This window comes from Pseudomonas frederiksbergensis (assembly GCF_035751725.1).
GTDB lineage: Bacteria > Pseudomonadota > Gammaproteobacteria > Pseudomonadales > Pseudomonadaceae > Aquipseudomonas > Aquipseudomonas frederiksbergensis_A.
On the sequence record NZ_CP142104.1, the window covers coordinates 3,122,053 to 3,141,548 of the forward strand.

A 19,496-nucleotide genomic window follows, 5' to 3' on the forward strand; every position below is an offset into this window, starting at 1 on the left:
TCTTCTACAGGAGGCTGAACGATAAGCACTGGCGGATATTTAGCAAAGCGCCTTTACCGGCAATTTACCTTGCGCTTACCTTTCGCCTACTCGGCTAAGGCTTTGAAACACAAATGAAAACGGCCTGGTCAGGCCAGGCCGTTAACAATTGTAATAAATACTTTGTTTCGGAACAGTTATTTCAGGACCGCGAGCGCCGCATCGTAGTTCGGCTCTTCAGCGATTTCCTTGACCAGCTCGCTGTGCAGTACGGTGTCGTTTTCGTCCAGCACCACCACGGCGCGGGCAGTCAGGCCTTTGAGCGGGCCGTCGGCAATCGCAACACCGTAGTTCTCGATGAACTCGGCACCGCGCAGGGTGGACAGGTTCTGTACGTTCTCAAGGCCTTCGGCACCACAGAAACGGGCCTGGGCAAACGGCAGGTCGGCGGAAATGCACAGCACCACGGTGTTATCCAGGTCGTTGGCCTGGGCGTTGAACTTGCGTACGGAAGTGGCGCAGGTCGGCGTGTCGACGCTTGGGAAAATATTCAGCACCTTGCGCTTGCCGGCGAAGTCCTTCAGGGAAACGTCCGACAGATTGCCGGCAACCAGGGAAAAGGCTGGCGCCTTGGAACCGGCTTGTGGCAGTTGGCCGTTGACTTGGACAGGGTTGCCTTTGAGGGTGACTTGAGCCATGAACGGATTCCTTCTGACAGGTTTGAAAATAGTGAGGCCGGAGTTAACCATGAAATGGTGCTCCGACCTATGCCTGTACACAAAAAGTCACGAGTGACGGCGCCCGTTATTTAGCCTTGAGCTGCAAAAACGACTGATGCAGATCCGCAGCCCAGCCATCGATAACTCCTTTGACATCATCGGCCTTCATGACCTGCGACTCGTTGGATAAAGGCTTACCCGTCCCCTTGCGCACCACCTGGGCGATCACCGCGTTGTTGCCGCCGTCGAGAAACACCGCCTCGGTGCCCAACGTGGTTTCTTGATCACGAATGCCGCTGGCCGTACTGACCGCGGCAGCCACCAAGGCAATCGGAATCACCTCATAAGGCTTCAACCCCTCGGTCTTGCTGCTGACGGCGGTAATGGCCGCCCGCACCACCAATACGCCCGGCCCGGGACTGGTCGCCAAAGGCAAGGACTTGCCCGCCTCCCGCTTGAGCGCCTGGTCGTAGTAGCTGGTGATACCGGCCAAGGTGCCGGCGGGAATCTTCACGGTCGGTTGGGGCTTGGGGAAAAGCTGCGTCGGCTCGATATACACGCTGGAGTATTTGGCCAGATCGATCTTCGGATCGACCCATCGCATCACCTCGGCCCCCGACGGCGACTTTTCTTCCTTGAGCCGGCTGTAGTCTCCCAGGAAGCCGGAGTACTCGTCCGGCTGGGTGACTTTGCTGGAGCAACCCATCAACGCGAGCGAAGCGATGCAGACAGTGCCAATCATGGAGGCGAATTTCATGCTGTTACTCCTGTGGACCACACCCGACGGGGGCGGAACTACAGGTATAGCCTGCTCAACGCAGCCGCGCCATCGCCAGGGTGTCGACCCAGCGCCCGTCACGCACGGCGTAGTCGCGCAACAAACCTTCCGTTTCGAAGCCGAATTTGCGGTATAGGCCAATGGCCGCTTCGTTGTCGGCATATACCGTCAATTCAACCCTTCGCAGGTTCATCCAATTGTCCGCCACGTCCAGCGCGGCGGCCAACAGCATCGACCCCACCCCCTTGCCCTGCCAGGCAACCGCGACGCCCATGCCCAGGTTGGCGCAGTGAGCGCGACGGATACGGGCAAACTGCTCCAGGCCAAGATTGCCGATGACGTCGCCTTCATGCAGGGCCACCAGTTTCAACTGGCGCTCGTCGTTTGTTGCCAGACGCTGACGCCAGACTTCCGTGGACTGAAAAGGCATCTGCAATACCTGGCGGGTGACGGCAGGGTCGTTGTAGAGCGCGGTGACGCCGGGGATATGAGCTTCAGTGAAACGTGCAAGAGTGATCGAGGACTCGGACATTCGGGCTCCTTCCTGGAGACGTTGGGATGACTAGCTACTATAAGTGGCTGATCGTCCATGACGCGAACTGGCGATCGAGATTCTCAAAGGATGGGCTGTCGAACATGAAGCTCTCAGCGCGAGCAAGCTCGCTCCCAAAGTGGATCGAATCCTGTGGGTGTGGGCTTGCTCGCGATGAAGACCTTCAAGACTGATCGATTACTGATGCTGCACCTGCACCATCGAACTCACCTGCACCCGCGCCTGCATCTGCTCCGCCCCGCCCCCCCGGCGCATGCCGCGAACCGGGCAGGCGTCGAGGTAATCCAGGCCAACCGCCAGTTTCAGGTGACGGTCGGGGCGGGTCAGCCGATTGGTCACGTCGAAGCTGTACCAGCCGTCATCCAGCCAAGCCTCAGCCCAGGCGTGGCTTGCCAGATGGTTCTCGTCCTCGGTGCACAGGTAGCCGGACACATAACGCGCCGGCACGCCCAGGCTGCGGGCACAGGCCACAAACGCATGGGCATGGTCCTGGCAGACGCCGGCGCCACCGGCAAACGCCTCGGCGGCCGTGCTGCTGACGGCGGTCGCGCCGGGGCTGTAGGGCATGCGATCGGCGAGGCCATTCATCAAGTCGCTCAAACCCGCGCGATCACGTCGTGTTCCGCATTGCGCCACGGCAAAGGCGCTGAGGCTGTCATCCGCCTGGGTAAGGCGACTGTGACGCAAGAATGGCAATGGTGATTGATCATCGGGCTCCATCTCCACCGATTGATGGATCTGCACCTCGCCATAAGCCGTCAATATCAGTGCGCCGTGGGGTTCGTCCATGGTCATGACGTGCAGGATATTGCCGTACGGATCGAGTTGGCTGCGCACCAGGCGCGGCAATTCCAAGTGCCATTGCAGGATGGTCTGGCGCGGAGTGTCCTTGGGCGTCAGGCGCAGGAACTGGATGCTGGTGCAAACCTCGTCGGCGTAGCTATAGGTCGTATCGTGGCGTATGGACAGTTTCATACGACCTCCAGATAAGATTCATGGACGGTCTGGCCCAGATGGCGAATCTGGCCAATCAGTTCGGTCAGCCACTGGTGCAGGCCCGAGGCGAGGATCTCGTCAATCCCGGAATACCGCAGCCGCGCATTCAATTCCGCAGCCAGGCGCTGGGCAGGTCGGCCGTTGTTGCCCGGCAGGCTGGCGAGGATATGGTCCAGTTCTTCGATGCAGGCATGCAGCGAGCGTGGCACGTCGGCCCGCAGCAGCAACATCTCCGAGACCTGCTCGGCGTTGGGTGCGTTGCGGTAGATCTCGTTGAAGGCTTCGAACGACGACAATGCCCGCAGCAACGCACTCCATTGGTAATAGCCGCGCGCCGAGTTGTCGCTGACCTCCTCCGATTCTTCGCCGAACATTTCGTAGCGCGCGTCCAGCAACCGCAAGGTGTTGTCGGCGCGCTCGATGAACGTCCCCAGGCGAATGAAACAGTAGGCATCGTTGCGCATGATCGTACCCGACGTCGCGCCACGGAACAGGTGCGAGCGCTCCTTCACCCACTCGCAGAAATGACTGATGCCGTAGCGACCCAGGCCGTTGCTGGCGATGTTGCGCATTTCCAGCCAGGTGGCGTTGATGTTCTCCCACATGTCCGCAGTGATGCGTCCGCGCACCGCATGGGCATTGGTCCGCGCCGCCCGAAGGCAGCTGTAGATACTGCCCGGATTTGTTTCATCCAAGGCGAAAAAATGCAGCATGCGCTCGGTGTTGAGCGCGTCATAACGGGCGTTGTAATCATCCAGCGTACCGGCCGCCAGCAGCGACATCGCCAGCTCGGCCTGGCCGTCGCCGCGTCCGGCCTGGGGCATCAGCGACAGCGAATAACTGACTTCGAGCATGCGCGCCAGGTTTTCGGCGCGCTCCAGGTAGCGGGACATCCAATAGAGGTCCGAAGCGGTTCTTGAAAGCATGTCTTAGTCCTCCACTACCCAAGTGTCTTTGGTGCCGCCGCCCTGGGACGAGTTCACCACCAGCGAGCCTTCGCGCAGCGCCACGCGGGTCAGGCCGCCGGGCACCAGGCGGGTTTCCTTGCCGGACAGCACGAAGGGACGCAAGTCGATGTGACGAGGGGCGATGCCGCTTTCGACAAAGGTCGGACAGGTAGAAAGGCTCAAGGTCGGCTGGGCGATATAGGCCTCCGGACGGGCCTTGAGGCGAGCGCGGAAATCTTCGATCTCCGCTGCGGTGGCCGCCGGCCCGACCAGCATGCCGTAGCCGCCGGAGCCCTGGGTTTCCTTGACCACCAGGTCTGGCAGGTTCGCCAGCACGTGGGACAGATCCTGGGGCTTGCGGCACTGCCAGGTGGGCACATTCTTCAGGATCGGCTCCTCGGTCAGGTAGAAACGGATCATGTCGTCGACGTAGGGGTAGATCGACTTATCATCCGCCACGCCCGTGCCGACGGCGTTTGCCAACACCACATTGCCTGCACGGTAAACCGCGATCAGCCCCGGAACGCCGAGCATGGAATCTGGATTGAAAGACAGCGGATCGAGGTAGGCATCGTCCAGGCGACGGTAGATCACATCCACCTGCTTGGGCCCCGCGGTGGTGCGCATATAGACGTGGTCGTCACGCACGAACAGGTCCGCGCCCTCCACCAGTTCCACGCCCATCTCACGAGCCAGGAAGGCATGCTCGAAATACGCGCTGTTGAACCGTCCGGGAGTCAGGACCACGGCAGTCGGGTTGTCCAACGGGCTCGAGCTCTTGAGGGTGTCGAGCAACAGGTTCGGATAATGATCGATGGGCGCCACGCGCTGGGCAGCAAAAAGCTCAGGGAAGAGCCGCATCATCATCTTGCGATCTTCGAGCATGTAGCTCACGCCGCTGGGGGTGCGCAGGTTGTCTTCCAGCACGTAGTAGCTGCCATCGCCATCACGCACCAGGTCAACGCCTGCAATGTGGGCGTAGATGCCCCGGTGCAGGTCCAGGCCCTGCATCGCAATCTGGTAGCCCTCGTTGGCGAGCACTTGCTCGGCCGGGATGATGCCTTCCTTGAGAATGCGCTGGCCGTGGTAAATATCGGCCAGGAACATGTTCAGGGCCTGGACCCGCTGGATGCACCCACGCTCGACCATTTGCCATTCGCTGGCCTTGATGCTGCGGGGGATGATATCGAATGGGATCAAGCGCTCGGTGCCCTGCTCGTCCCCATAAAGCGTGAAGGTGATGCCCGCCCGGTGAAACAGCAGGTCGGCTTCACGGCGGCGTTGTTCCAGCAGCTCCAGCGGAGTGTCCGCCAACCAGCGCGAGAAGGCTTGGTAATGCGGGCGGCAGTCACCCTTCGCGTCGTACATTTCATTGAAAAAAGCGTGGGGCATAGCCTACTCCCAGCCGTGTCGTACACGGCATTTCTTATTACGTCGTCATTCCACCAATGCGGCCTTGCCTTGTTTATGAGCCCTGGTTCTTCGAGTACCTCGTCAGGCATGGGTCTCTGATCAGGCCTTTGCGTCTGGATGACGTGCGCCCCTTTTTTGTCTTACGTATCGAAGTTCCTGTCTACTGGGTTGTCGTGGAGTCGAAGCAAGGGCTGTGCCTAATTACGGCGGACCAGGCCATTGCTGGAAAAACCGGCGCGAAACGCTGAAAAAGCGAAATTTCTTTTCGATTATGCGACGCAGACAGATTTGCAGGCTGAAACGTTTACCCCAGTTTCGGGCGCCAGCTCCACAAACGGGTCGAATCGGTGCAGACAGGCGGGAAGTCGAGGACGAACGCCCCGAAAAGGGGAAATTAATACTCACCGCTCAAACGCTTCGCTTGGTTCAACCATAGCTCAGGCGCGAAGACTTCACAGGAAGAACGGCACGTTGGGGGGAAAGTGCAGCCGAAAAAAATGCCCGGACGTTGCTGTCCGGGCATTTCTGGTGGAGCGCCGTGATCAGAACGTCACGCTGGCACTCAACCTGGCGGTACGTGGCTCGCCGACGTTGACTTGCAACTGGCTGCCGGTGGACGACGGGTAATACTGCTTGTCGAACAGGTTGTCGACGTTCAACTGCAGCGAGGTCTTTTGTCCGAACACCGGCGACTCCCAGCGCAGGAAAGCGTCGGCGACGGTGTAGCTGCTGAGCCAGAAATCGTTGGCGGCGTTGGCGGCGCGCTCGCCGACATAACGCGCACCGGCACCGGCATGCCAGGCGCCGAACTCGGCCGGGACGTTCAGGTGGTGCGACAGGTACAGGCTGGCGGTGTGCTTGGGAGCGTCGGGCAGGCGGTGGCCTTCGTTTCGAGGGTCGTCGAGAATTTCGGTGTGGGTGTAGGCGTAGGTGCCGATCAGGTCCCAGCGTTCGGCGAGGCGACCAGTAATGTCGAGTTCGAGGCCTTGGGAGCCAACTTTGCCGGCGGCTTCTGCCAGCGTGACGCCGTTGACTGTCGAAGACGTCACGACATTTTTCTTCTCGATATCGAACAGCGCGAGATTGATGTTCAAGCCTGGCAGCGGATCGTATTTGGCGCCGATTTCATAGCTTCGGCCCTCTTCCGGCTTGAAGGTACTGAGGTTGTCATCAACGGTATCGTTGGGTTTGAACGAGCGACTGTAGTTGCCGTACAGCGACAATTCTTCGGTGGCTTTGTAGACCAGGCCCAGGAACGGGACGAAGGCATCGCCGTTGTCGTCGCGGACCGGCACGCTGGTGACCAACCCTTGCTTGGCGAACTGATCGTAATGCTGGTAGCGGCCACCAAGGACCAGGATCCAGCGCTCATCCAAGTGCCAATTGTCCTTCAGGTACACCGAACTGGAGGTCAGCTGGTTGCTCAGGTTGCTTTGGGTCGGGCTGATGACGCTGGGCTCGCCCAGGCCGCCGTACACCGGCGCAGTGATATCGAAGCCTCCTCTTACAGGCCCACGGTAAGTCTTGCCACGGTATTGGTCCGACACTTGGTTATCGACGCCGACCAACACGTCATGGCGTTGGCCGAACAGCTCCTGCCTGCCGATGAAATCCCAGCTGGCGTAACGGGTTTCATCATCGTAATGGGCGCCGTTGGCGGCTCGACGCAGGTTGTTGCCCACCAGCGAGTTGGGCTGCGCAATCGACAGACTGTACCGGTCATTGTTCCAGCCATAGGTCACCCGCGTCTTCCACGCATCGCTCAGCTCATATTCGAACCGAGCGGTGGCCGTCTCGCGAATCCCTACGCTCTTGGCCCAAGGCTCGTCCAGGCGCTTGTCATAGTCGATATCGGCCGGATGCCCGTTTTTGAACACCGTGCCACGGTCAAACGGATTGGAATATTCGTTGTACTCATAACTCAGATTCAACGAAGCCCGCTCGCCGGTCCAGGCCAGCGACGGCGCCACGAGTGTGCTTTCGTTGACCCCATAGTTGCGCCAGTAGTCCTCGTGGCCGCGTTCGGCGATCAGGCGATAGGCCAGGCCGGTGTCGCCCAAAGGCCCAGTGGTGTCCAGGGCCATGGTGCCGCCACCCTCGCTGTAGGCGGAGCCGCTCAACGTGGTGCTCTGGGTGTATTCGGGTTTCTTGCTGATGACGTTGATCAACCCGCCGGGCTCCAGCGCGCCGTACAGCATCGAGGCCGGGCCCTTGAGCACTTCGACCCGCTCGGTGGTGGCGCTGAAGTTGTGGCCCAGATTCGAACGTACGCCGTCGCGCAGGATCGAGCCGTCGTCGTTGGTGCCGAAACCGCGTTTGACCAGCGAGTCCCGCGAGCCGCCCAGGGTGTTGCCCTGGCTGACGCCGCTGACGAATTTCATCGCGTCCCCCAGCGAGCGCACCTGATAGTCCGCCAGGGTCTGCTGGGTCACCACGTTGATCGATTGCGCTTCTTCCTTGATCGGTACATCGCTCTTGCTCGCCGTGCTGGCTTGCGTCGCCGTGTAGCCTTCGTCCTGAATGATCCGACTGCCTTGCACATCCGTAGTGGGCAGTTCGAGAGTGTCCTGTGCCTTCACGGGGCTTGCCATGAAGCAGCAGGACAGCGCAGGTAAAACGCATTTGACGAGGGCATTGCGGTAGGCGAAAGGGGTGGAACGATTCAAGACGCGCACTCACAGAGGATTGGAAATGAGAGCGAATATACTTTGAGAATGATTCCCAGTAAATCTTTCTAACATTTCCACCCTTGACTCTGAATGCGATCAAGGGCGCCGGATGATGAATCCGGCGCCCTTGAGGATTGCCCTTCCCGTCTGAAGATCAGTGATCGATGGCGGCGCCGGCCCCCCTCGGTACGCGGATGTCCTCGACCAGGTGCTGGATGTGCTCGGGGGGCGGCGCGGTGAAGCGCGACACTACCAAGGCTGCCAGGAAGTTGAAGACCATCCCCAATGTGCCGATACCTTCGGGGGATACACCGAGCCACCAATGTTCAGCCGTGTTCATCGTCGGGTTGATGAATTTGAAGTAGACGATGTAGGTGAACGTGAAGGTCAGCCCGACGATCATCCCGGCAATCGCGCCTTCGCGGTTCATACGCTTGGAGAAGATCCCCATGACGATGACCGGGAAGAAGGACGACGCCGCCAGCCCGAAGGCGAACGCCACCACTTGGGCGACGAACGCGGGTGGATAGATGCCGAACAAGCCGGCAATCAACACCGCCACGCCGGCCGCAATCCGTGCCGCGAGCAGCTCCTGCTTCTCGTTGATCCTGGGCATGATGTTGCTTTTGAGCAGGTCATGGGAGATCGACGTAGAGATCACCAGCAGCAGCCCCGCAGCCGTGGAAAGCGCGGCCGCCAAGCCACCGGCGGCGATCAAGGCGATTACCCATCCTGGCAGGCCGGCGATCTCGGGGTTGGCCAACACCATGATGTCGTTGTCGACATAAAGCTCGTTGGGCACCGGCGAGAGCTGGTTCTTGAGCAACCGCTGCTCATGCGTCCCGCGCTCGCCGGTAAAGCTCGGCGCGCCGACCAGCGCTGCGCCCGGGCTGTACTGGATGATGCCGTCGTTGTTCTTGTCCGCCCAGGCAATGAGCCCGGAATTTTCCCAGGCCTTGAACCAGGCCGGCGCGGTGGCATAACTGACGTTGGGGATGGAGGTCAGCAGGTTGGTCCGGGCGAAGGCGGCCACGGCCGGTGCGGTGGTATAGAGAATCGCGATGAACAGCAATGCGTAGCCGGCTGACTTGCGCGCATCCCGCACAGTAGGCGTGGTGAAGAACCGCACGATCACGTGGGGCAAGCCCGCCGTGCCGACCATCAGCGCCATGGTGATGAAAAACACGTCCATGGTCGATTTGGTGCCATCGGTATAGGCAGCAAAGCCCAACTCGGCGCCCAGGCCGTTGAGCCGTTCGATCACGCTCTGCCCCGAGCCGGCAGCTTCACTGATGAAGCCCAACTGCGGGATCGGATTGCCCGTGATCATCATCGAGATGAAGATTGCCGGCACCATGTAGGCAAAGATCATCACGCAGTACTGCGCCACCTGGGTGTAGGTGATGCCCTTCATGCCGCCCAGCACCGAGTAGAAGAACACGATGGCCATGCCGATCATGACGCCGGTGTTGATATCCACTTCCAGGTAACGGGAAAAGACGATCCCGACGCCGCGCATCTGCCCTGCGACATAAGTGAAGGAGATGAAGATCACGCAGATCACCGCCACCACCCGCGCCGTCTGCGAGTAATAACGCGCCCCGACGAACTCGGGCACGGTGAACTTGCCGAACTTACGCAGGTACGGCGCCAGGCACATCGCCAGGAGCACATAGCCGCCGGTCCAGCCCATCAGGTAGACCGAGCCGTCGTAACCCGCGAAGGCGATGATTCCCGCCATGGAAATGAACGACGCCGCCGACATCCAGTCGGCACCGGTGGCCATGCCGTTGAGGACGGGATGTACGCCCTTACTGGCAATATAGTATTCGCTGGTGGAACCGGCCCGAGTCCATATGGCAATACCAATGTACAGGGCAAACGAGGCACCGACGAACAAGTAGATCAGCGTTTGGGTATCCATGCTCGCCGCCCTCAGTCTTCGTGGACGTCATATTTGCGGTCGAGCTGATTCATCTTCCAGACATAGAAGAAAATCTCGAGCACAAAGACGTAGATGGACCCTTGCTGGGCAAACCAGAACCCCAGGGGCGTGCCGAAAAAGCTGATGGTGTTGAGTGAGTCGACCAGCAAGATGCCGAACCCGAACGACACCACGAACCAGATGGCCAGTAACACCAGCATCCAGCGTAGGTTTTCCGTCCAGTAGGCACGCGCAGCCTGTTGCTTTTCAGTGGACATGAAGCCGCCCTCTTGTTTGTTGTTATTGTTTTGCACTTCAAACCGTAGCAGTCGCCGGGCAAGGCGCTAGTACGACTTTCGTCTAATTCGTAACAGCGGGTATTGACATCGCTGTCGCACCGAAAAGACGGGGCCAACCCGCACTGGAATTCAAGGGTGATATCAAATCGCCCAAACCGCCTAAAGCTTTGCCGTTATCGGTCGAATGTATGCCATCGAATCTTTTTTTCCCCTGGAGCTGTGATGCAGACGTTAAAGGCCTTGTATGAGTCTATCGAGATGCAATTTTTCGATACCCTCACAAAAAAGCTTTCAAGCCTTTTCCTGTTGGTTGCGGTCAGTGCCTTGCTTTATTGGGTGGCGCTCAGCGCCCGCGCCGACATCGTCCTGCAACTGCGGGCGGCCCAACTCGATGGCGCGTTGCTGGGACAGATCGAAGGCCGCCTCGACAGCCTCACCCACGCCCTGCTCTTCGGCGCGCTGCTGACGCTGGGCATGGTCAGTTTCATGGTCTGGTACTTCCGCCACCTCATCGTGCGCCCCGTCACCGTCATGACCAAGGCCCTGGAAGAGATCGCCAACGGCGAAGGTGACTTGTCCAAGGACCTGCCGCTGGTCACCCACGACGAGATCCGCACCCTGGCCGCTACGTGCAACCGCTTCCTGGCCAAGCAGCGCGAGATCATCAGCAATGTGCAGGCATTGACCGTGCACATTGCCGTCGAATCGGCCCGTTCGCTGAAGAACATCAGCGACTCCAGCGACAGCGCGACCCACCAGGCGCGCTTCGCCAAGGAAGTGATGGAGCAGAGCAATACCGCCGTTGGCCGTATCGAAGAGGTGTCGCGCCAGACGCAGGGCATTTCCGGCACCACCGCGCAAAACCTGAGCATGGCCCGTGACTCCTACGCCGAACTGTTGGAAGTGACCGGCAACATCAGCGAGATTTCCAGCAGCCTCGGCGAATTCGCCACGCTGGTGGACGCCCTCAACCAACGATCCTCGAGCATCAAGTCGATTGTCGGGCTGATCCAGCAGATTTCCGCCCAGACCAACCTGCTGGCCCTCAACGCCGCCATCGAAGCGGCGCGTGCCGGGGAAAGTGGCCGTGGCTTTGCGGTGGTGGCCGATGAAGTGCGCACCCTGGCGCAGAACGTCAGCCGGGCCACCGACGACATCTCGCGCAACATCGACGCCATGCTCCAGGAAGTCAGTTCGACCCACGAACAGACCACCCAGATCAGCCACAGCGCCCGGGAAACCCAGAAGGTGGTGGAGCGCGCATCCGGTCATTTCGAGAGCATGATCGTCGACTTCGAGTCCACCAACGGCAAGCTGGCCGACATCGCCGACCATATCCAACAGTTCGCCGATGCCAATACCGGCATCAACGAACGCGTCACCCAGATCCACGCCGACAGCCAGTCGATCGACCAGCGTATGCAACAATCGGCCACCGCCACCCGCGACCTGTCCGGCGTGGCCGAGAAAGTCCAGACGCTGTTGGGCCGCTTCGTGCTTGGCCACGGCAAGCTGGACGCCGCCATCACCCGCGCCAGCGAATGCCGCGACACGCTGCAGGTTCATCTGCAGGCATTGCAAGACGAAGGCATCAACCTGTTCGACCAGAATTACCAGTTGATTCCGGGCACCGATCCCAAGCAGTACATGACCAGTTATACCGAACGTTTTGCCCGGGTCTGCCAGGAGGAATGCGACAAGCTGACCCGCAGCACGCCGGGCGGCAAGGTCTCGTTCATTGTCGACACCAAGGGCTATTGCCCGGTCAACAACAGCTGGGTCTCCAAGCAACCCACCGGCGACCGCGCGGTCGACCTGCCAGTGTGCCGCAACAAGCGGATCTTCAACGACCCGATCGGCCTGCGCGCCGCTGGCAACGTCCAGCGCTTCCTGCTCCAGACTTACCTGCGCGACACCGGGGAAATCATGACCGAGATCGACGTGCCGTTCTTCTTCGGCGGCCGTCACTGGGGCAACTTGCGGGTGGGCTTCGATGCGGCGGTGTTGCTGGCCGACTGATCCACAAGGCAGTAAAGCCAGGCAACTGCCCGTGGCGAGGGAGCTTGCTCCCGCTCGGCTGCGCAGCAGTCGCAGGACCGGTTGATGCGGTCGGCCTGAAGTACCGCTGGGCCTGCTTCGCACGCCAGCGGAAGCAAGCTCGCTCGCCACAAGCAATTTGTGGCGCATGCAAATCCTGAAACCACTCCAAAAACAACTGTGGGAGCGAATTCGCTCCCACAGTCATCACCTCAATTCAACAACACTTGGGCCCACCCTTGCCGCCGTAGCGGGCCTCCTGGCGCTCTCGGAAGAACGCCTCGTAGTCCATCAGCGGCTTGTCCGGGTGCTTGGTTTGCATGTGCTCGACATAATTGTCGTAGTCGGGCATGCCGACCATCAGGCGCGCGGCCTGACCGAGGTATTTACCGAGGCGACTCAAGTCATTGAACATCGTTGCAATCCTCTATCAAGCGTCCGGCAGGGCCTGGAATGGCGCTTCTTTGTCCGTGCGCTCTTTCGTGCCCCAGGCGGCGATGCCGACCTTGAGCGCGTAGAACAGGATGCTGAAGACCACGAACAGGAACAACACCGTCAGCGTTGCGTTGGTGTAGGCGTTGAACACCACGTGCTGCATCTGCTCGATGCTCTTGGCCGGGGCCAGGATCTGGCCGGCGGCCAGGGCATCGTTGTATTTGCGCGCCAGGGCCAGGAAGCCGATCGCCGGGTTGGCGTCGAACAGCTTGATCAGGCCCGCGGTGGTGGTGCAGATCAGCAGCCAGCTCGCCGGCAGCAGCGTGACCCAGACGTAGCGCTGGCGCTTCATCTTGATCAGCACCACGGTGGCGAGCATCAGGGCGATACCGGCCAGCATCTGGTTGGAGATGCCGAACAGCGGCCACAAGGTGTTGATGCCGCCCAGCGGATCGATCACGCCCTGGTACAGCAAGTAGCCCCACAGCGCGACGCAGCCGGCGGTGGCGATCAGGTTGGCGGTCCAGGATTCGGTGCGCTTGAGGGCCGGCACGAACGAGCCGAGCAGGTCCTGCAGCATGAACCGCCCGGCACGGGTGCCGGCGTCCACCGCGGTGAGGATGAACAGCGCTTCGAACAGGATCGCGAAGTGGTACCAGAACGCCATGGTGTTTTCACCCGGCAGCACCGAGTGCAGGATCTGCGCGATACCGACCGCCAGGGTCGGCGCACCGCCGGCACGGGCCAGGATGGTGGTCTCGCCGATGTCCTTGGCCACCGCTTGCAGCGCGTCGGGGGTGATTGCAAAGCCCCAGCTGCTGACGGTTTGGGCCACGGCCACCACGTCGGTGCCGACGATCGCCGCCGGGCTGTTCATGGCGAAGTACACGCCCGGCTCGATCACCGAGGCGGCGACCATGGCCATGATCGCCACGAAGGACTCCATCAGCATGCCGCCGTAACCGATGTAGCGGGCGTTGGTTTCGTTATCCAGCAGCTTGGGCGTGGTGCCCGAGGAGATCAGTGCGTGGAAACCCGAGACCGCGCCGCAGGCGATGGTGATGAACAGGAACGGGAACAAACCGCCCTTCCATACCGGCCCGGTGCCGTCGGTGAACTGGGTCAGCGCCGGCATTTTCAGTTCGGGCATGGTGACCAGGATGCCGATCGCCAGGGCGACGATGGTGCCGATCTTGAGGAACGTCGACAGGTAGTCCCGTGGCGCCAGGATCAGCCACACCGGCAGCACCGCCGCGACAAAACCGTAGCCGATCAACATCCAGGTGATCTGGATCCCGGTGAAGGTGAAGGCCTTGGCCCAGACCGGATCGGCGGCGATCTGCCCGCCCAGCCAGATCGAACCCAGCAGCAACAGCACGCCGATGATCGAGATCTCACCGATGCGGCCCGGGCGGATGTAGCGCATGTAGATGCCCATGAACATCGCGATCGGGATGGTCGCCATCACCGTGAAGATGCCCCACGGGCTCTCGGCCAGGGCCTTGACCACGATCAGCGCCAGCACCGCGAGGATGATGATCATGATCAGGAAGCAACCGAACAGCGCGATGGTGCCAGGGATGCGGCCCATTTCCTCGCGCACCATGTCGCCCAAGGAGCGACCGTTGCGGCGCGTTGAGAGGAACAGGACCATGAAGTCCTGCATCGCACCGGCCAGCACCACGCCGGCGATCAGCCAGAGCGTGCCGGGCAGGTAGCCCATCTGCGCCGCCAGCACCGGCCCGACCAGCGGCCCCGCGCCGGCAATGGCCGCGAAGTGGTGGCCGAAAAGGATGTGTTTGTTGGTCGGGACGTAGTCCAGGCCATCGTTGTTGAGCACGGCAGGCGTGGCCCGGCGCGCATCGAGTTGCATCACGTTGTTGGCGATGAAAAGGCTGTAGTAGCGGTAGGCGACCAGGTAGATGGCCACGGCTGCGACGACGATCCAGAGGGCGTTGATCGGCTCTCCGCGGCGCAAGGCCACGACGCTTAGCGCACATGCTCCCAGAACAGCCACGGCAAACCAGGCGAGGTGTTTAACCAGACGGGTTGTCATTGCGTGTCTCCTGCCGATATCCAATGGATTGCGGCGATTGTTTTTATAGTGTGCCCCGGCTATTCGGAGCCGGCCCAATATCCCTGCATGCCGTCAATAAATAAATCCGTAGTACTACGTAGATGCGCCCGTCCCCCTGTGTGAGCGAGCTTGCTCGTGAATACGGAGTATCCGTCAATGATGATTTGCCTGACGCACCGCCTTTGCGAGCAGGCCTCCACAGTTTCGAGCCTCATATCCGGTAGGATTGTTGAGCGCCCACGGGTTTGGCATATGATGCCCGCCATCCACCTCCCCGCCGAGCCAGGACTGGAGTAAAGATGCTGCTCAAACACAAGATCGTCGCCCTCGGGATCCTGCCGCTGGTCCTGGCGATTGCCGTCATCGGCGCCTTGGTGATCTCACTCAACCGCCAGTTGGGCGATCAACAGGCGCAACTGATCGAAGACAGCATCCTGGCGAGCAAGCGCGCCGAGTTGAAAAACTATGTCGAGATGGCGCAGAGCCTGATCGCCCCGCTGTACGACGACGGCAAGGGTGACGCGCGGGCGCAACAACAAGTGCTCGAAGAGCTGCGCAAGCTGAGTTTCGGCATCAATGGGTACTTCTTTGTGTACGACCGCCAGGGTCGCAGCCTGATGCACGCCCGCCAGTCGGAACTGGTAGGGCAATACCTCTGGGACATGAAGGATCCCCAAGGCTTGCCGGTCATCCAGGCATTGCTCAAGAGCGCCGAATCGGGTGAAGGCTTCCAACGTTATGCCTGGAACAAGCCGTCCTCCGGCCAGGTAACCGACAAGCTGGCCTATGTCGTGATGCTCGATCGCTGGGGCTGGATGCTCGGCACCGGGATCTACCTGGAAGACGTCGAGCGCGCCACCCAACAGGCCCGCGACGAAGTGGCCCAAGGCATCCACACCACGATGCAGGCGATCGCCGCCATCGCACTGATCGCGGTGCTGCTGGTGTTTGCCGGCGGCATCACCCTCAATGTCAGCGAGCATCGCCTGGCCGACAAGAAGCTGCAGCGCCTCAACCAGCGCATTGTCAGCCTGCAGGAAGAAGAGCGCTCCCGAGTATCGCGCGAGCTGCATGACGGCATCAGCCAACTGTTGGTGTCGATCAAGTTCCAGTTCGAACTGGCTAGCCACGTCATCGAGAACGGCCAGGAAAACGGCCTGGGCATCCTGAAGAACGCCACGGACCGGCTGGGCGAAGCCATCGGTGAAATCCGCAGCATCTCCCACGACCTGCGCTCCTCTCTGCTCGACACCCTGGGCCTGCCGGCCGCCATCGGCCAGCTTGCGGCCGAGTTCGAGCAACGCAGTGGCCTGGAAGTGTCCTATCGAAGCAACGAGTTCGACTGTCGCCTGGAAAACGGCGCACCGGTCTCGCTGTTCCGCATCGCCCAGGAGGCGCTGACCAACATTGAGCGTCACGCCGGGGCGAAACGTGTCGCCATCACCCTGTTCGGCTCCGGCCAGTCCTTGCGCCTGACTGTGGTAGATGACGGGATGGGCTTCAACGTCCCGCAGGTCGAACGTGGCCATACCGGCATTGGCCTGCGTAATATCCGCGAACGGGTCGAGCATTTCGGCGGGCGACTGGACATGACATCGGTGCCAGGACGAAGCGAACTGGATATCCTGCTGCCCATGACCATGCCAGCCAGGGAAAGCTGATCCGCGCCCATTTCAATAAGAGCACCTGCCGATGAACCGCCCCACCACCATACGCGTCGCGTTGGTCGATGATCACGCCTTGGTCCGCGACGGCATCCGCGCCCTGCTGTCCGTCATGCCCCGGCTGGACGTGGTCGGCGAGGCGGAGAACGGTGTCCAAGCGATTGAGATGGTCGGGCACTGCCAACCGGACTTGCTGCTGATGGACATCGGCCTCAAGGACATGAATGGCCTTGAACTGACCCGGCTGCTGGGCAAGCAACACCCCCGCCTGAAGATCCTGATCCTCAGCATGTACGACAATCATGAGTACGTCAGCGAATCCGTGCGCGCCGGCGCCAGCGGCTATGTCCTGAAGAACTCGCCGTCCAAGGAAATCATCGCCGCCATCGAAGCCATCATCGGCGGCGGCACCTTCTACAGCGCCGAGATAGCCCAGCGCCTGGCCACCGACCCAAACACCGACAGCGAGCTGACACCACGCGAGAGCCAAGTCCTGGCAAAAATGGTCCAGGGACTCAACAACAAGGAAATGGCCCGCGAGCTGGATATCAGCGTACGCACCGTCGAAACCCACCGCCTCAGCATCCGCCGCAAGCTCAACATCGACAAACCTGCGGCCCTGGTGAAATACGCGATCGACCACGGGATCATTCCGCGCTAGGCCCAACTTACCCTTGTGGCGAGGGGATTTATCCCCTCCCCACGGTTGATCATCCAGCGTAGTAATCAGGATGTTCAAGATCCGCCAACAACCCCGGCCCGCTCGGCACCCAACCCAACAAACCGCGGGTGTACTCGCTGGACACCGCCATGTTCGCGCTCGCCATATGAGCGAACCAACCGAAATGCTCGCGATCCCTTGATTCAACCGGCATTCCCAGGCCATGCCCGATCGCCTGGGCGATGTCCTTGAACGGCACCGCCTCGTCCGCCACGGCGTGGTAGACGGACTGAGTCACGCCCTGTTCCAGCGCCAGTCGATAGACCCGTGCCGCATCCAGCCGATGCACGCCCGACCAGCAATGGCTACCGTCACCGGGGTACGCCGATATGCCCTTGTCCCGGGCCAGACGAATCAGGATCGGTACGAATCCATAGTCGCCGGCACCATGGACCGAGGGCGCCAGCCGGACAGTTGCCACCCGCACGCCACGCTCGGCCAGATCCCTCGCCGTGGCTTCGGACTTGCGGGGCGACGCCGGGCTGACCACTTCCAGCTCACTGGCGCCCGGCGACAATCCGAACAAGCCCGAGGTCACCAATAGAGGCCGCTCGGAGCCTTGCAACGCGCCGCCCAATGCCAGAATCGCGCGGCGGTCTTGTTCGGCATTTTCGGCAAATCTTGAAAAATCATGATTGAACGCGGTGTGGATCACCGCATCCGCCGCCGAGGCCGCTTGATGCAAAACATCCAAGTCATCCAACGTTCCTCGAACCACTTTCGCGCCGATGCTCGCCAGCGCGCTGCCCTTTTCCTGGCAACGGGCCAGGCCGGTGACCTGATGCCCGGCGCCGAGCAACTCCCCAACCACGGCCGACCCAACCCACCCAGTGGCACCCGTAACGAATACGTGCATGAACAACGCTCCTGTCTGAAAAAAGCGAGATCGAAAGTCTTCTATAACCTGAACACGGCTCAGGATTTGTATTGAACTTGTATTTCCCGGCCCCTGAGCAGCATCAAGGCCACCCCGAACGACAACGCAACGGCGATGGCGCCGGCCAGGTAAACCGCCTCGATACCCCAACCACTGGCCAACACACCGGCCAGCGGGCTGGTGATGCCCAGGGAAATATCCAGGAACGCAACATAGGCGCCCATGGCGAGGCCGCGAGCCTGTGGCGGCGCACGGCGCACTGCTTCGACGCCAAAGCCGGGGAATGCCAGGGAATACCCGAAGCCAGTTAACGCCGCTCCGAGATAGGCGAGGATTGCCGTATCGGCGCTCCAGATGAACAGCAGCCCAACGGCCTCGATCACCACGCAGACCAACGCGACACGTGCGCCACCGATCTTGTCCGGAAGGTGCCCGAACAATAGCCGCGCGCCGATGAAGGCCAGGCCGAACGCCGTGAATGCCAACGAAGCGTTGCCCCAATCCCTCGCCGCAAATAACAAGGCAATGAACGCTGTGACGACACCAAAGCCGACGCTGCAAAATGCCAGGCCCATGCCTGGAACCCATACGGCACCGAGCATCTTGTAGAACGGCGTACGCTGGTTCGCCGTAGGAGCGACTGCGCGGACGCCGGCGACCACCGCCAAGGCCAACAGCGGGATGAACACCGATGCCACAACGGCGCCCATGAATCCCCAGCCCGAATTGAGCGCCACGCCAAGCGGAGCGCCCAACGCGAATGCGCCGTACATGGCAATGCCATTCCACGCCATGACCTTGCCGGCATGCTGCGGCCCAACCCGGCCGATGCCCCATCCCAACGCGCCGGTGACGACAAGGCTTTCGCCAACCGCCAGCAACACGCGGCCCACCAACAATAGCCAGACCGACAACACCGGCGTGGACAGTAACGCCAGGGACAGCAGATACAGCAACGCGGAGACCGCCGCCGTCACCAGCCCGACCATGACCGCTCGCTTGCCCCCGCGCATGTCAGCGAAATTGCCGGCCCAGGCCCGCGATAGCAGTGCCGCGGCGAACTGGGCGCCGACCACCAGGCCAATCACCAGCGTGCCCATCCCCAGCGTGTCATGCAGGTGAAGCGGCAAGACCGGCAGTTGCAGGCCGACGGTGAGGAACCCGATGAACACGGTCAACGTGAGCGGCAACAACTTGAACGCCGGATTGGCCTCGACAGTTGCCCGGGGCGCCACAGAGGCGCCCAGATGAATATTTTCTTGAGTCATAACCCTACCCATGGAAAGGGACGCGAAGTGAAGTTGAACGCTGTTTGTGGAGACGACTAGAATGTGATCAATTCGTCGCATTCAAGATACGAACAATCCGTCGTATTTCCTATTCGCATTCCTTTTCCGAGGTCTACGGC

The 19,496-nt window shown here is 61.0% G+C and carries 16 protein-coding genes; 3 read left to right on the forward strand and 13 right to left on the reverse strand.

Features of this window, described 5'->3' with window-relative positions:
- Window positions 1–176 precede the first annotated feature (176 nt).
- The 9 genes from tpx to VQ575_RS14005 form a co-directional block, all read right to left on the reverse strand.
- Complete coding sequence (gene tpx, locus VQ575_RS13965) at window positions 177–677, reverse strand: thiol peroxidase (RefSeq protein WP_039588779.1); 501 nt, start codon at window positions 675–677, stop codon at window positions 177–179.
- A gap of 106 nt (window positions 678–783) precedes the next feature.
- Window positions 784–1,455, reverse strand: coding sequence for a DUF3313 domain-containing protein (locus tag VQ575_RS13970; protein ID WP_039588780.1), 672 nt, complete (start codon window positions 1,453–1,455; stop codon window positions 784–786).
- A 55-nt stretch (window positions 1,456–1,510) separates the two neighbouring features.
- Complete coding sequence (locus VQ575_RS13975) at window positions 1,511–2,008, reverse strand: GNAT family N-acetyltransferase (protein ID WP_039588781.1); 498 nt, start codon at window positions 2,006–2,008, stop codon at window positions 1,511–1,513.
- Window positions 2,009–2,206: 198 nt separating this feature from the next.
- On the reverse strand, window positions 2,207–3,004 hold the full coding sequence (locus VQ575_RS13980) for a transglutaminase family protein (RefSeq protein ID WP_039588782.1): 798 nt from the start codon (window positions 3,002–3,004) through the stop codon (window positions 2,207–2,209).
- The gene (locus tag VQ575_RS13985; RefSeq protein WP_030142556.1) at window positions 3,001–3,951 is read right to left on the reverse strand and encodes an alpha-E domain-containing protein; all 951 of its coding nucleotides are present in this window, start codon (window positions 3,949–3,951) and stop codon (window positions 3,001–3,003) included. Before VQ575_RS13985 ends, VQ575_RS13980 begins: the two co-directional genes overlap by 4 nt.
- 3 nt (window positions 3,952–3,954) lie before the next feature.
- Window positions 3,955–5,364: a circularly permuted type 2 ATP-grasp protein gene (locus tag VQ575_RS13990; RefSeq protein WP_039588783.1), complete on the reverse strand. Its 1,410-nt coding sequence runs from the start codon at window positions 5,362–5,364 to the stop codon at window positions 3,955–3,957.
- Window positions 5,365–5,927: 563 nt separating this feature from the next.
- Window positions 5,928–7,976 (reverse strand): TonB-dependent siderophore receptor, encoded by a 2,049-nt coding sequence (locus VQ575_RS13995; protein WP_411829887.1) that lies wholly within the window; start codon window positions 7,974–7,976, stop codon window positions 5,928–5,930.
- A gap of 232 nt (window positions 7,977–8,208) precedes the next feature.
- On the reverse strand, window positions 8,209–9,978 hold the full coding sequence (locus tag VQ575_RS14000; RefSeq protein ID WP_039588785.1) for a sodium:solute symporter family protein: 1,770 nt from the start codon (window positions 9,976–9,978) through the stop codon (window positions 8,209–8,211).
- Between the two features lie 11 nt (window positions 9,979–9,989).
- On the reverse strand, window positions 9,990–10,256 hold the full coding sequence (locus VQ575_RS14005) for a DUF4212 domain-containing protein (protein ID WP_039588786.1): 267 nt from the start codon (window positions 10,254–10,256) through the stop codon (window positions 9,990–9,992).
- Window positions 10,257–10,499: 243 nt separating this feature from the next.
- On the opposite strand from VQ575_RS14005, the gene VQ575_RS14010 reads away from it, so the two are divergent.
- Complete coding sequence (locus VQ575_RS14010) at window positions 10,500–12,296, forward strand: methyl-accepting chemotaxis protein (RefSeq protein WP_039588787.1); 1,797 nt, start codon at window positions 10,500–10,502, stop codon at window positions 12,294–12,296.
- Between the two features lie 235 nt (window positions 12,297–12,531).
- Here the strand turns inward: VQ575_RS14010 and VQ575_RS14015 are convergent, their stop codons facing one another.
- Together VQ575_RS14015 and VQ575_RS14020 are read right to left on the reverse strand one after the other, a co-directional pair.
- Entirely contained in the window at window positions 12,532–12,729 is a 198-nt protein-coding gene (locus VQ575_RS14015; protein ID WP_003201656.1) for a YbdD/YjiX family protein, read from the reverse strand.
- Between the two features lie 15 nt (window positions 12,730–12,744).
- On the reverse strand, window positions 12,745–14,805 hold the full coding sequence (locus VQ575_RS14020; protein WP_325917703.1) for a carbon starvation CstA family protein: 2,061 nt from the start codon (window positions 14,803–14,805) through the stop codon (window positions 12,745–12,747).
- Between the two features lie 320 nt (window positions 14,806–15,125).
- Here VQ575_RS14020 and VQ575_RS14025 point away from each other — a divergent pair, with 320 nt between their 5' ends.
- On the forward strand, window positions 15,126–16,487 hold the full coding sequence (locus VQ575_RS14025; protein ID WP_325917706.1) for a cache domain-containing protein: 1,362 nt from the start codon (window positions 15,126–15,128) through the stop codon (window positions 16,485–16,487).
- 31 nt (window positions 16,488–16,518) lie between these two features.
- A complete protein-coding gene (locus VQ575_RS14030; protein WP_039590026.1) occupies window positions 16,519–17,151 on the forward strand; it encodes a response regulator in 633 nt (210 codons plus the stop codon).
- Window positions 17,152–17,200: 49 nt separating this feature from the next.
- On the opposite strand, the gene VQ575_RS14035 is transcribed toward VQ575_RS14030, so the two are convergent.
- Both VQ575_RS14035 and VQ575_RS14040 read right to left on the reverse strand, forming a co-directional pair.
- Complete coding sequence (locus tag VQ575_RS14035; protein WP_325917707.1) at window positions 17,201–18,067, reverse strand: SDR family oxidoreductase; 867 nt, start codon at window positions 18,065–18,067, stop codon at window positions 17,201–17,203.
- 59 nt (window positions 18,068–18,126) lie between these two features.
- Window positions 18,127–19,356, reverse strand: a complete 1,230-nt coding sequence (locus VQ575_RS14040; protein ID WP_325917708.1) for an arabinose transporter — start codon at window positions 19,354–19,356, stop codon at window positions 18,127–18,129.
- Between the last annotated feature and the right edge of the window lie 140 nt (window positions 19,357–19,496).